The following is a 13810-nucleotide window of genomic DNA, read 5'->3' as shown; positions in this document are numbered from 1 at the left end:
GCACGCACTCAGCTAGGGAGAGCGCTGATGCTCGAGGGTGTCCCCACCCCAGTCAGCACGATCGTCCTCGCAGCGGGTGAAGGCACCCGCATGCGCTCAGCCACTCCGAAGGTGTTGCACCGCATCGCGGGTCGTTCCCTGGTGGAGCACGCCGTGCGCGCCGCCGCCGGGACCGGACCGGACCACTTGGCCGTCGTGGTCGGCCACGGCCGCGCCGCGGTGGCCGAGCACCTCGACAGCCTGTCCACCGCGCTGGACCGCAAGGTCACCGTGGCGGTGCAGGAGGAGCAGAAGGGCACCGGGCACGCGGTCGGCTGCGGCCTGGCCGAACTGCCCGACGACCTGGGCGGCACGGTCGTCGTCACCTACGGCGACGTGCCGCTGCTGGACGCCGACACCCTGCGCGGGCTGCTGGCCGAGCACGGCGCGCGCGGCAACGCCGTCACCGTGCTGACCGCCGTGGTGGCCGACCCCACGGGGTACGGCCGGATCGTGCGGTCCGCGGACGGCGCGGTCGAGGGCATCGTGGAGCAGAAGGACGCCACGCCCGAGCAGCAGGCCATCACCGAGATCAACTCCGGGGTGTACGCCTTCGACGCGGCCGTGCTGCGCGACGGGCTGTCCCGGCTGTCCACCGACAACGCCCAGGGCGAGCTGTACCTGACCGACGTGCTGACCATCGCCCGCGGCGACGGGCGGCGCGTGGGCGCGCTGGTGACGTCGGACCCGTGGCTGGTCGAGGGCGTGAACGACCGCGTGCAGCTGGCCCGGCTGGGCGCGGAGCTCAACCGCCGGATCGTGGAACGGGCGATGCGCGCGGGCGTCACCGTGGTCGACCCGGCCACCACCTGGCTGGACGCCGACGTGCGGCTGGAGCGGGACGTGCTGATCGAGCCGAACGTGCAGCTGCGGGCGGGCACCACCGTCGGCGAGGGCGCGGTCGTCGGGCCGGACACCACGCTGTCGGCGTGCGTGATCGGTGCGGGCGCGACCGTGGTCCGCACGCACGGCTCGGGCGCGGAGATCGGCGCGGGCGCGTCCGTGGGGCCGTTCGCGTACCTGCGGCCGGGCACCCGGCTCGGCGAGGGCGGCAAGATCGGCACCTTCGTGGAGACGAAGAACTCCGACATCGGCGCGGGCAGCAAGGTGCCGCACCTGAGCTACATCGGCGACGCCACGATCGGCGAGCACTCCAACATCGGCGCGGCCAGCGTCACGGTGAACTACGACGGCGTGAACAAGCACCGGACCACGATCGGGTCCTACTGCCGCACCGGTTCGGACAACATGTTCGTCGCGCCGGTCACGGTCGGTGACGGCGCTTACACCGGTGCGGGGACCGTGGTGCGGCGGAACGTGCCGCCCGGTGCGCTGGCCGTGTCCGGCGGGCCCCAGCGCAACCTGGACGGATGGGTGGTGTCCCGCCGGGCGGGCACGCCTTCGGCCGAAGCGGCGGAGCGCGCCCTGACGCCCGAGAATGCAGGCACAACCGATGAAGGGCGCTGACGTGAACCCCACGATGGCCGGGACACCCAAGAAGAACCTGATGCTCTTCGGCGGGCGGGCCTACCCCGAGCTGACCGAGCAGGTGGCCAAGCACCTGAACGTGTCGGTGACCCCGCAGTCGGCGTACGACTTCGCCAACGGCGAGATCTTCGTGCGGTTCGAGGAGAGCGTGCGCGGCTGCGACGCGTTCGTCATCCAGTCGCACTGCGCGCCCATCAACCAGTGGCTGATGGAGCAGTTGATCATGGTGGACGCGCTCAAGCGCGCGTCGGCCAAGCGCATCACCGTGATCATGCCGTTCTACCCGTACGCGCGGCAGGACAAGAAGCACCGCGGCCGCGAGCCGATCTCCGCGCGCCTGGTGGCCGACCTGTTCAAGACCGCGGGCGCGGACCGGCTGGTGGCCGTCGACCTGCACACCGCGCAGATCCAGGGCTTCTTCGACGGCCCGGTGGACCACCTGTGGGCCATGCCGCTGCTGGCCGAGCACATCAAGGACAAGTACGCGGGCCGCGAGATCACCGTCGTCTCCCCCGACGCCGGCCGCACCAAGCTCGCGGAGAAGTGGGCGGACACCCTCGGCGGCACGCCGATCGCGTTCATCCACAAGACCCGCGACCCGCTGCGGCCGAACGAGGTCGTGGCCAACCGGGTGGTCGGCCAGGTCGAGGGCAGGCTGTGCGTCGTCATCGACGACATGATCGACACCGGCGGCACGATCACCAAGGCGGTCGAGCAACTGCTCGCCGAGGGCGCGTCGGACGTCGTCATCGCCGCCACCCACCCGGTCCTCTCCGGCCCGGCCGTGGAACGGCTGCGCGACTGCGGCGCGCGTGAAGTCGTGTTCACCGACACCCTGCCGATCCCGGCCGAGAAGCGCTTCGACGCCATGACCGTCCTCCCGATCGCCCCCCTGCTGGCCCGCGTGATCCAGGAGGTCTTCGAGGACGGCTCGGTGACCTCCCTGTTCGACGGCAACGCCTGACACCCCCACCGCCGTGCGGGATGATCCCCGGATGGCGCTCGAACATGAACGGCCCGGCGCACCCCTTGCGTCGGGCCGTTCGTCGTCCAACTCCGTGGCCGGCACGGTGCACGGTTCGGTGGCGCAGATCGGCGTCGTGCACGGCGACGTGAACCTGGTGACCGGCGCACCGGTGAAGACCCGGTACCGGGAGCAGGTGCGGCGCATCGCACCGCCGAGGCTGGTCGGTCGGGAGGCCGAGCTGGCCGACCTGGCGGCGTTCTGCACATCCCCCTCGACCGCCGGCGGTTACCGCTGGTGGCGGGCGGCGGCGTGGTCAGGCAAGTCGGCACTGATGTCGACGTTCGTCCTGGACCCTCCCCCGGGTGTCCGGGTGGTCTCGTTCTTCGTCACGGCCCGTCTCGCCGCGCAGAACGACCGGAACGCCTTCATCGAAAACGTGCTGGAACAACTGGTCACCATCCTCGGCCAGGACCTTCCGCCGCTGTTGACCGAGGCGACCCGCGAGGCCCACCTGCTCGGTCTGCTGGACGATGCGGCCAAGGCCTGTCGCGACCGCGGCGAGCACTTCGTGCTCCTGGTGGACGGCCTGGACGAGGACCGGGGCGTGACCACGGGCCCGGACGCGCACAGCATCGCGGCCCTGCTGCCGATCGCCCCACCGGCGGGTATGCGGGTGATCGTCGCCGGCCGCCCCGACCCGCCGATCCCGGCCGACGTCCCCGACCACCACCCGCTGCGGGTGCCGGACATCGCGCGCCCGTTGACCAGGTCCCCGGCGGCCCAGGCCGAGCGCGCCGACATGGAACGCGAGTTGAAACGCCTCCTGCACGGCACGTCGGCCGAGCACGACCTGCTCGGCCTGCTCACCGCCGCAGGCGGCGGCCTCACCGCGGCCGACCTGGCGGAGCTGACGGGCTGGTCGACGTGGGACGTCGACGACCACCTGCGCACCGTGACAGGCCGCAGCTTCCGCAGGCGGGATGCCCATTACGAGCCGGGACGGTCGCCGGACGTCTACCTGCTCGGCCACGAGGAACTGCACCTGAAGGCCATCGATATGCTCGGCGCGTCCCGCATGCGCGACTACCGCGATCGCCTCCACGGCTGGGCCGACACCTACCGTGACCGCCGGTGGCCGACCGACACCCCCGAGTACCTGTTGCGCGGCTACTTCGCGATGCTGACCAGCACCAAAGACCTCGACCGCATGCTCGGGTGCTGCATCGACCCGGCCCGCCACGACCGCATGCTGGAGGTGTCCGGCGGCGACGCGGCGGCGTTGGCCGAGATCGCGGCCACCCAGCAGTTCATGCTGTCCGACGAGACACCGAACCTGACGGCGATGGCGCGGCTGGCTGTGCACCGTGACCACCTCACCGGCCGCAACAAGTGGCTACCACGTGATCTGCCGGCGCTGTGGGCCGGCATCGGCCACGTCGACCGCGCCGAATCGCTGGCGACCTCTGTCACCACGAGCAACGAACGGGACCGGGCACTGCGCGCGGCTGTCGAGGCGGTGATCAGGCTCGGTGACCTGGACCGGGCTGTCGACCTGACCTCGTCCATCGGTGATCTGCCTTACCACAGCGACGCCCTCGAGTCCGTCGTGGCAGCGATCGTGGACCGCGGTGACCTCGACCGGGCACGTGTCCTGATCACCCGTGCCGAGACGACCTTCCAGCTGGTCAAGGACAGCCGCCGGCAGGGTGCGGCGCTCACGTCCGTGGTCCGGTCGCTGATCGAGCTCGGTGAGCACGGCCACGCCGAACACTTGGCCGGGTCGATCGTCCACCAGCGATTCCGGGGGGAGGCGCTCCGTGCCGTGGTGGTCGCTGCGGCCGCGAGGGGGAACCTCGACCGGGCGATCAGGCTGGCCCATGCGATCGAGGACACCCGGAGCCGGGGTCTGGCGTTGCTGGCCGTAGTCGAGGCGGTGGCCGGCGACGACCTCGATCGCGCGGAGGCGCTGGCCTTGGAGATCGCCGACACCGCGGCTCAAGGACGGGCGCTGACCACCGTCGTCCGGCACCTGGTCGAGAGGGGCGATCTGGAGCACGCGTCGATGTCGGCCGAGCGGATCATGGACACCTCGCGGCGGTTCTCCGCCCTGGTCCACGTGCCCTGGGCAAGGCAGGGGAGCGCGGCCTTCGACCGAGCGCTGGTGGCGATGAGGGCCACCACCGACGCCACCGACCCAGGCCAGTCGCTCACCTCGGCGGTGCGCGGGGTGATGGCCTCCGACGATCCGGACCTGGAAGCCGACTTGCTCAGAAGGGCCAGCCTGGGCCGGCTCGTGGCCGGGATGAACCAGGGGCGCGCCCTGCTCACCGCGATCTACGCGGCCATCGCCGCCGATGACTTCGACGGCGCGGACGCGCTGACCGCGGCCATCACCGACGTGCGCCACCGCGGCCGGGCGTTGCAGGTGTTGACGGAGAGCGCGCTCCGCCTTGGCCACCTCGATCGAGTCCCCGGTTTCCTCGATCGCATCGAAGCGCTCGCCGACTTCACCGACGCCTCGGTGCGCCACGGGCAGGCGTTGGCGGCGGCGGTGCGGGCGGCGACCGCGGCCGGGGACGAGGCGCGGGTCGACCGGCTCTTCGCCCGGGCCACGGCGTCCGCTCACGCCATGCCCGATGCCAGGCGCAGGAGCGAGGCGCTCTACGCCGTCGTCCAGGCGGGGGTCGCGGTCGGTGAAGTCAGCCGAGTCCGGCAGGTGGTGGAGTCGATCACCAGCACCACCTATCGGGACCAGGCGATCGTCCTGATAGCTCGAGCCGCGGTCGCCGCCGGTGACCTCGACCGAGCAGAGTCACTCACCCGGTCGATCTCGAGGTCCGCCTACAAGGGGCGGGCCCTGGTCGCTGTCATCAGGGCGGCAACCGCGAGCGGCGATGTGGAACGGGCGACAAGAGCACTTCAGCTCGCTACGGCCTTGGCACGGCACACGGCAGACACCGACTGGCAAGGCAACATGCTGACGCCTGTGATCAGGGAGGTCGTCCGCATCGGCGACCTCGGGCGGGCCGAGGCGTTGGCCGACTCCATCACCGACGCGGCACACCGGAGCAGGGCGTTGAGCAAGCTGTTCGCGTCCGCGCGACAGATCGATCCGGAACGCGCCCAGACGCTGCTCGACAAGGCCAAGGCCACCGCCCGAGGCATCAGTGACACGTACCAGCGGGACCGGGCGATCAACGACCTCGTTCTGGACGTCGGGATGGCGGGAGACGTCACCGAGGCGGAAGCCCTCGCCTACTCGATCAGCGACCCACCCATCCGTGACTCTGCTCTGAGCAGGGTCGACACGGCCGCGTTCGTGTTTCGCCGCACAGCGCGACGGAGTACCACCGGTTCGGCCGAGCCGGAGGAGAAGTCAGTCGCGTCGTCGGTCCACGCGGCGCTCGCGAACGGCGACTTCGACCACGCCGAGGCGCTGGCCCGTTCCATCGCTGACCCCGGCTACCGGAGCCTGATGTTCGAGTCGCTGGTCAAGGCGGCGATCACGACAGGAGACCTGGACCGGGCGACGGCGCTCATCGCTGCCATCCCCGAAGCCGCTCGTCGGAGATTCGCGGTCACCAACATGGTGCGAAGGGTGATCGCCACCGGCAACCACGAACGGGCGGCACAGCTCGTAGCGGACTGGGAAGCCGAGGACCACGACGGGCTGCCGGCCGAGCTGAACGTCGAGATCGCGATCGCGTCCGGTGACCTTGACCGGGCCGAGGCACTGGTCCACCGCACCGTCACGCGCTTCAACCGCGGATCGATGATGGGCTTGGTGGTGGACGCGGCGATCAGAGCGGGTGACCTGGACCGGGCCGAACGACTTGCCTTGTCGTTGATCGAAACCGAGCACTCCGCCCGGCCGTTGAAGAGCGCGATCGACTCGATGACCGACGCAGGCTGTTTCGACCGGGCGGCGCGGCTGCTGGACCGCGCTGAAGCGTTGGCCCGCTCGATCGGCGAGGCATTCCACCGGAGCTCAGCGCTCGTCTCGGTCGCCGAGGCCGTCATCGCCTTCGGCGACCACGACCGGGCCGTGGACCTCGCCCACTCGATCACGACTCCCAAGCACCGCGGTGACGCGCTTTATGCGGTGGCCACGGCGTTCGCGTGGTCGGGCGACCGAACCCGCGCCGCGATGATCGCCGATTCGATCACGGTCGCTGAGATGACGGTCAATGCGACAAGCCTGGTCGAAGACCTCGAACCAGGGACGGGACGACGGCTGCTCGCCCGTGCCATCGCGAACGAAGACTGGACGTACAACATCGACGTCCTGTGCCGAGAGGTACCGGAAGCGCTCCCAGCCATGATCGGGGAACTGGCCGCTATCGCCCGCGCGAGCCGTTCGGCCTAGCCCGGGCCCGCCCGCGGACCCCGATTAGGCCCCGTCCCGCGGTCGGGCCTACACTGGCCAGGTTGCCTCGGCGAGGGCGAGCATCACGCTCGGCGTGATCGACGCGGCGGTTGTGATGCCGCGCGTGTTCACCCTCCGCGCCGCCCGCCGCCGCAGGCCAACCCACGCTTCGCCCCGCCCGACGCACCCGCCGACGTTTACCAGGCCAGACCGTTAGGAGAGCCCCACCGTGTCCGAGGTCCGTCTCGCCGCAGAGCAGCGCACCGAGTTCGGCAAGGGCGCCGCCCGCCGCACCCGCCGCGCCGGCAAGATCCCCGCGGTGCTCTATGGCCACGGTTCCGACCCGAAGCACCTGGCCCTGCCGGCGCTGGAGTTCGCCCGTGTCGTCCGTGAGCACGGTCAGAACGCAGTTCTCACGCTGGACATCGAGTCCTCCACCGAGCTGGCGCTGACCAAGACCGTCACCACGCACCCCATCAAGAACTACATCGAGCACGTCGACCTGCTGCTGGTGCAGCGGGGCGAGAAGGTCACCGTCGAGGTGCCGATCGTCCTCACCGGCGACCCGGCCGCGGCGACCCTGCTCACGCAGGACCTCACCACCATCCAGGTGGAGGCCGACGCGCTGAACATCCCCGAGCAGGTCGAGTACTCCATCGAGGGCCTGGAGGCCGGCACCCAGGTGCACGCCTCCGACCTGTCGCTGCCCGCCGGCACCACCCTGGTGACCGACGGTGAAGCGATGGTCCTCGCGGTGAACGCCGCGCCGACCGCCGCCGAGCTGGACGGCGACACCGGTGAGGCCACCGAGTCCGAGGCCACCGAAGAAGGCTGAGCCCATCACGTCGGGCAACTCCAACGGCACGCCTCCCCCGCCGCACGGCTGGGGTGGCGTGCCGTTGCCGTTCCTCAGCCCGGCGCAGGTGCGCGCCACCCGCTTCCCCCGCAAGCGGGGCAAGGGCTACGACCCGGCGCAGGTGGACGCGTTCGTGCTGCGCATCGCCGACGCGCTCGCCGGGCGGGCGAAGCTGCACCCCGACCAGGTGCGCACGATCGTGTTCACGGAGATCGCGGGCGGCTACGACCAGCGGGCCGTGGACGACTTCCTGACCGCGTGCGAGCACCAGCTGCGGTCCGGGCACGTGCCGCCGACCACGTTGCAGACCGGTGAGGCGTTGCTGGCGGTGAAGCTGCCGCGCTCGCCCAACGGCTACGATCGCGGCGAAGTCGACGCGTTCCTCGGCCGGGCCGCCGCGACGCTGGACGGGCGGGGTCGGATGACCTCGGGCGAGGTGCGCCACACCAGGTTCACCACCACGTCCGGGCTGCGGCGGGGCTACCAGGTGCGCGCGGTGGACGCCCTGTTGGACGAGCTGGAGCAGGAGTTGCGGTTCCGTGGTCGATGACGTCGCCCTGGTCGTCGGGCTGGGCAACTCCGGCCCCAAGTACGAGGGCAACCGGCACAACGTCGGCTTCCTCGTGGTGGACGAGCTGGCCGCGCGGGTGGGCGGCAGGTTCAAGGCCCACAAGGGCGGGGCCGAGGTGGTGGAAGGCCGGTTGGCCGGCCGCCGGGTCGTGCTGGCCAAGCCGCGCGGCTACATGAACACCTCCGGCGGGCCGGTGGCGGGCACGGCGAACTTCTACAAGGTGCCGCCGTCGTCGATCATCGTCGTGCACGACGAGCTGGACCTGCCGTTCGCGACGGTGCGGCTCAAGCTCGGCGGCGGCGAGAACGGGCACAACGGGCTGCGGTCGATCACGAAGTCGTTGGGCACCAAGGACTACCACCGGGTGCGGTTCGGCGTGGACCGGCCGCCGGGTCGCATGGACCCGGCGGACTACGTCCTGCGCGACTTCTCCCTCGTGGAGCGCAAGCAGTTGGCGCTGGAGCTGGACCGGGCGGCGGACGCCGTGGAGGCGCTGCTGGAACTGGGTCTGGAAGCCGCCCAGAACAAGTTCCACTGAGCACAAGTTCCGCTGAGCACAGATTTCGCTGAGCGCGAGCCTCAGCCCACCGGCACCAGGGCGGCCGCGGCGGAACGGCGGAGCTTGCCCGACGGGGTCTTGGGCAGGCTGCCGGGCTTGAGCACGACCACCGAGAACGGTCGCAGCCCCACCGCGTCCACGACCCGCGCGCTGATCTCCTTGCTCAGCGCGCGCACCGCGTCGTCCTCACCGGCCAGCTTCGACTCGACCACCACCGCGAACCGCTCGCGGCGCGTCCCCGCGTCCAGCCGCACGGCCACCGCGTTGCCCGCACGCACCCCCTCCACGGACGTCGCAGCACGCTCGATGTCCGTGGGGTAGATGTTGCGACCACCCATGATGATCACGTCCTTGCGCCGCCCGCAGACGACGACCTGGCCGTCCACCACGTACCCCTCGTCACCGGTGTCCAGCCAGCCCTCGGCGTCCTGGGTGGCCTGCGGGCCGTTCACGGTGAGGTAGCCGGGCGTCACGGCCTCGCCGCGCACCCGCAGCTGCCCGACCTCGCGCTCGCCGAGCACCTTGCCCTCGTCGTCCACGACCTGCACCTCCAGGCCCGGCAACGGCGGCCCGAGCAGCGGGAACGCCCGCGCATTCGGGCTGTCCGGCGGCACGGGCACGGCGCGGTGACCCGCTTCCAGCTCCTCCGGGTCGACCACGTCGACCGAGATGCCGGTGAACACGGGCGCGAACGCGACGCCCAACGTCGTCTCCGCCATGCCGTAGGCGCACAGCACGCACTCGGGGCGCAGCCCGAACCGCGCGCCCGCGTCGGTGAACGTCTTCACCGCGGCCGGGTCGATGGGCTCCGCGCCGTTGAGCGCGATCCGCAGCGTCGACAGGTCGAACGCGCCGTCGTCCACGCCCTGCATGCGCCGGGCGGCGATGGCGTAGGCGAAGTTCGGCGCGGCGGTGATCGTGCCCTGGTAGCGGCTGATCAGGTCCGGCCACAGGGTGGGGCGGCCGAGGAAGTCGACCGGCGTGACCTTGACCAGGTCGATGCCGAACAGCATGGGCACGGTCAGGAAGCCGACCATGCCCATGTCGTGGAACAGCGGCAGCCAGGACACCATCCGGTCGGTCTCCGGGTCGAGCCGGGCCGCGGTCTCCATGGCCTTGGCGTTGGACCACAGGTTGCCGTGCGTGATGCGGACGGCCTTCGGGTCGGCCGTCGAGCCGCTGGTGAGCTGGAGCAGCGCGGGCATGTCCTCGTCGACGTCGACGGGCGCGGCCAGCGGCTCGCCGTCCAGCTCGGCCAGCTCGCGGTAGGCGACGCCGTGCTCGTCCAGCACGCCCGACAGCGCGTCGAACGGCGCGCCCAGCAGCACCAGCTTCGCGCCGATCATGCCCAGCACGCGCAACGTGTCGGCGGCCCACTCGGCGAGGTCGGTGCGGGCCGTCGGCTGGTGCAGCATGGTCGTGCTGCCGCCGGCCAGCCACACCGCCTGCACGGCGGGCGCGATCTCGGCGGGGTCGCCCGCGAGCACCGCGATCGACTCGCCGCGCGCCACCCCTCCGGCGACCAGCGCGCCGGCCATGCGGGTGGCCTGCTGGTGCACCTCCGCCCACGACCTGCGGACGGGAGCGTTCGGCTCCCCCGTGGTCATGCCCCGCGCCCGCCCTCCGGCACCCGTAGCGGTTGCCACCATCGTGTCCACGAACCGGCTCATGCCCGTCAGGGTAGAGCGATCTTCCGACGCATTGAGCCGATAGGGCGAAACATCGGGCGCATCGGGCGGCGATACTCCCCGGTACACCACACGAAGGAGGTAACGGGGTGGTCGGGTTCGACGCTCGTCAGCACCTGCCGGCCCATCCGGCGCCGCTGTTGGGCGCGCAGGATCTGCGGCAGGTCGCCTTCCACCGCCCGCCGCCCGGCCAACCGGGGTACGACGAGGGTCAGGTGGACACCTTCCTGGACCGCATCGAGGCGACCCTGCTGGGCCGTGACGACGTGACCGAGCAGGACGTGCGGCGGGTGCGGTTCAGACCCGCGCGGCCCGGCTACTACGCGGCCGAGGTCGACGCGTTCATGGACCTGGTGGCCGAGACGCTCGGCTCCACGCCCCAGCGACGCCAGGCCACCGCCCCGGCGCAGGGCGCGCACGCCACGTCGACCGGGATGAGACCCGCGGCCCGACTGACGCCGCAGGACGTGCGCGGGGTGCGGTTCCACAAGCCCAGACCGGGCAACCGCGGCTACCACGAGGGCGAGATCGACGCGTTCCTCGACCGGATCGAGAACACCCTGGCGGGTCGTGACGACCTGACCGCCCGCGAGGTGCAGGACTTCGAGTTCAGCTACGCCCCGCCCGGCCAGATCGGGTACGACGAGGACGACGTGGACACGTTCCTCGACCTGGTCGTGGTCACGTTGGAGCGGATGCCCGCGCCACCCTCCTCGTTCGCCCCGACGCCTGCCCCGCCGGCTCCTCCGGTCCGGCCTCGTCCGGGCCCCGGCACGCGCCCGTTGACCGCCCGTGACGTCCGCACCGCCGCGTTCGGCAAACCGCCGCGCGGACGCCGCGGCTACCAGGAGTCGCAGGTGGACAAGTTCCTGGACCGGATCGAGAACACGCTGCTCGGCCAGGACGACCTGACCGCCCGCGAGGTCCGCGAGGTCCGCTTCAGCCGGCCCATGTTCGGCCGGCGCGGGTACGACGAGACCGAGGTGGACGCGTTCCTGGCGCGGGTGGAGAAGCAGTTGGGCGAGGGACCGTTGCGGCCGAGCGCGCTCCCGGCGATCACGTCGTGGAAGCAGTTGCGCCTGATCAAGATCCCGTTGGCGGGGCCGGCGCAGCGCGGGTACCGGACGTCGCAGGTGGACCGGGTGCTGGAGGAGGTCGGCATCGCGCTCGACGGCATGATCGGCGCGTCGTCGGAGGAGGTGGCCAAGACCAAGTTCGCCACGTCCTTGGTCGCGGGCCAGGGCTACGACTGCGCGTTCGTGGACGAGCTGATGCCCCTGCTGGCCACCGAACTCCGCCGCCGCGGCCGCTGACCCACCCCCTCGAGAGTCCTACCTCCAGCCCGTGAGAGTCCTACGTTCAGCGCGCGAGAGTCCTACGTTCACGACCCCCGAGTTCAACGTTCACGACGAACGGTCGGTGCGCTGAGCGTTGAATTCGGGGGTGCTGGACGTAGGACTCTCGCGGCGTGAACGTAGGACTCTCGCGGGGGTCAGGATTCGGCGGATTCGGCGGCGGCGAGCCATTGGGACTCGACGTCCTCAGCCTCGGCCAGGACGGCCTTCAGCTCGGCGTCCAGGGCCAGCAGGCGTTCCGGGTCGGTGGCCGCCTCGGCCAGCGCGGCGTGCAACTGGGCTTCCTTCTTCTGCAACGCCTCCAACCGGCGTTCCAGCCTGGCCAGCTCCTTGCGCGCGGCACGCTGGTCCGCCGCCGACGAGGGCGCGGACGCGGGCTTCGCGCTCGGCACGGCCGCGGTTTCCTTCTGCTTGTCCCGCCGCCGCAGGTACTCGTCGATCCCGCCCGGCAGGTCGGTCAGCCCGCCGTCGCCGAACAGCGCCACGACCTTGTCGCACACCCGTTCCACCAGGTAGCGGTCGTGCGAGATCACCACCAACGTGCCCGCCCACGAGTCCAGCAGGTCTTCCAACTGCTGCAACGTGTCGATGTCGAGGTCGTTGGTCGGCTCGTCGAGCAGCAGCACGTTCGGCTCGGCCATCAGCAGCCGGCACAGCTGCAACCGCCGCCGCTCACCACCGGAGAGGTCACCGACCGGCGTCCACTGCTTCTGCGACGAGAACCCGAACCGCTCGGCCAACTGCGACGCCGACATCTCCTGCTTGCCCAGCACGACCCGCCGCGCCACCTCCTCCACGGCCTCCAGCACGCGCATCGACCCGTCCAGGTCGTGCAGCTCCTGGCTGAGGTGCGCGAGCTTCACCGTCTGGCCCTGGACCCGCTTGCCACCCTCCAGCTCCCGCTCACCGGCCAGCGCCTTGAGCAGCGTCGTCTTGCCCGACCCGTTCACGCCGACGATCCCGATCCGGTCACCCGGCCCGATCCGCCACGTCAGGTCGCGCACCAGCACCCGGTCGGGCACGGTCAGCGTCGCGTCCTCCAGCTCCAGCACCGTGCGCCCGAGCCGGCGCTTGGCGAACGCCAGCAGCTCGACCGAGTCGCGCGGCGGCGGCACGTCGGAGATCAACGCCTCGGCGGCGTCGATGCGGTAGCGGGGCTTGGACGTGCGGGCGGGCGCGCCGCGGCGCAGCCACGCCAGCTCCTTGCGGGCCAGGTTGCGGCGCTTCTCCTCGATCGCGTCGGCCAACCGGGCGCGCTCGGCGCGGGCGAAGATCCAGTCCGCGTAACCGCCCTCGTACTGCTCGACCCGGCCGCCCACGACCTCCCAGGTGCGGCTGCACACCGTGTCGAGGAACCACCGGTCGTGGGTCACGACGACGAGCGCCGTGCGACGGGCCAGCAGGTGCTCGGCCAGCCACCGCACGCCCTCCACGTCGAGGTGGTTGGTCGGCTCGTCCAGCACGACCAGGTCCAGGTCCTGCACGAGCGCCGCCGCCAGCGCGACCCGCCGCCGCTCGCCACCGGACATCGTGCCGACCGGCGAGTCGAGCCCGAACGCCGTGATGCCGAGCCCGTCCAGGATCGACCGCACGCGTGCGTCGGCCGCCCACTCGTGCTCGGCGTCGAACCCCAGCGGGTCGATCACGGCGTTGCGGACCGTCGACCCCTCCGGCAGCTCGGTGCGCTGGGTGACCACCGCCATGCGCAGGCCGCGGTTCTGGCTGACCCGTCCCTCGTCCGGCTCGGCGAGCCCGGCCAGCACCTCCAGCAGCGTCGTCTTGCCGCCGCCGTTGAGGCCGACGACCCCGATGCGGTCGCCCTCGCCGACGCCGAGGGACACGCCGTCGAGCAGCGGACGCACGCCGAACGACTTGGAGACGTTCTCCAAGTTGACCAAGTTGGCCATGTACCAGCACCTTC

Annotated in this window: 10 protein-coding genes; 7 read left to right on the top strand and 3 right to left on the bottom strand. The window is 71.4% G+C overall.

The annotated features are described in order from the left end of the window. Nucleotides 1-27 precede the first annotated feature (27 nt). Together glmU and LZG04_RS06155 are read left to right on the top strand one after the other, a co-directional pair. Nucleotides 28-1506 (top strand): bifunctional UDP-N-acetylglucosamine diphosphorylase/glucosamine-1-phosphate N-acetyltransferase GlmU, encoded by a 1479-nt coding sequence (gene glmU / locus LZG04_RS06160; protein WP_233814049.1) that lies wholly within the window; start codon nt 28-30, stop codon nt 1504-1506. Nucleotides 1507-1519: 13 nt separating this feature from the next. Continuing rightward, nucleotides 1520-2491 carry a ribose-phosphate diphosphokinase gene (locus LZG04_RS06155; protein ID WP_233814423.1) on the top strand — a complete coding sequence of 324 codons (972 nt, stop codon included), beginning with the start codon at nt 1520-1522 and terminating at the stop codon, nt 2489-2491. Nucleotides 2492-2807: 316 nt separating this feature from the next. Here LZG04_RS06155 and LZG04_RS06150 read toward each other — a convergent pair whose 3' ends face one another. Continuing rightward, the gene (locus LZG04_RS06150) at nt 2808-3323 is read right to left on the bottom strand and encodes a hypothetical protein (protein ID WP_233814047.1); all 516 of its coding nucleotides are present in this window, start codon (nt 3321-3323) and stop codon (nt 2808-2810) included. Here LZG04_RS06150 and LZG04_RS06145 point away from each other — a divergent pair. The 4 genes from LZG04_RS06145 (at nt 3294) to pth (ending at nt 8825) form a co-directional block, all read left to right on the top strand. Continuing rightward, the gene (locus LZG04_RS06145) at nt 3294-6860 is read left to right on the top strand and encodes a hypothetical protein (RefSeq protein ID WP_233814045.1); all 3567 of its coding nucleotides are present in this window, start codon (nt 3294-3296) and stop codon (nt 6858-6860) included. The genes LZG04_RS06150 and LZG04_RS06145 overlap by 30 nt on opposite strands. A gap of 229 nt (nt 6861-7089) precedes the next feature. Then, entirely contained in the window at nt 7090-7695 is a 606-nt protein-coding gene (locus tag LZG04_RS06140) for a 50S ribosomal protein L25/general stress protein Ctc (RefSeq protein ID WP_233814043.1), read from the top strand. Beyond that, nucleotides 7658-8266 (top strand): DivIVA domain-containing protein, encoded by a 609-nt coding sequence (locus tag LZG04_RS06135; protein WP_233814041.1) that lies wholly within the window; start codon nt 7658-7660, stop codon nt 8264-8266. The genes LZG04_RS06140 and LZG04_RS06135 overlap by 38 nt, the downstream gene beginning before the upstream one ends. Continuing rightward, a complete protein-coding gene (gene pth / locus LZG04_RS06130) occupies nt 8256-8825 on the top strand; it encodes an aminoacyl-tRNA hydrolase (RefSeq protein ID WP_233814038.1) in 570 nt (189 codons plus the stop codon). Before LZG04_RS06135 ends, pth begins: the two co-directional genes overlap by 11 nt. Nucleotides 8826-8866: 41 nt before the next feature. On the opposite strand, the gene LZG04_RS06125 is transcribed toward pth, so the two are convergent. Then, nucleotides 8867-10516 (bottom strand): fatty acyl-AMP ligase, encoded by a 1650-nt coding sequence (locus tag LZG04_RS06125; protein ID WP_233814036.1) that lies wholly within the window; start codon nt 10514-10516, stop codon nt 8867-8869. A 107-nt stretch (nt 10517-10623) separates the two neighbouring features. On the opposite strand from LZG04_RS06125, the gene LZG04_RS42365 reads away from it, so the two are divergent. After that, nucleotides 10624-11847: a DivIVA domain-containing protein gene (locus LZG04_RS42365; RefSeq protein WP_308198971.1), complete on the top strand. Its 1224-nt coding sequence runs from the start codon at nt 10624-10626 to the stop codon at nt 11845-11847. Between the two features lie 179 nt (nt 11848-12026). Here the strand turns inward: LZG04_RS42365 and LZG04_RS06095 are convergent, their stop codons facing one another. Then, on the bottom strand, nt 12027-13796 hold the full coding sequence (locus LZG04_RS06095; RefSeq protein WP_233814033.1) for an ABC-F family ATP-binding cassette domain-containing protein: 1770 nt from the start codon (nt 13794-13796) through the stop codon (nt 12027-12029). Between the last annotated feature and the right edge of the window lie 14 nt (nt 13797-13810).

The organism is Saccharothrix sp. S26 (assembly GCF_021390395.1).
In the GTDB taxonomy this organism is placed as follows: Bacteria; Actinomycetota; Actinomycetes; order Mycobacteriales; family Pseudonocardiaceae; genus Actinosynnema.
This window is presented reverse-complemented; position numbering and strand designations above follow the sequence as displayed.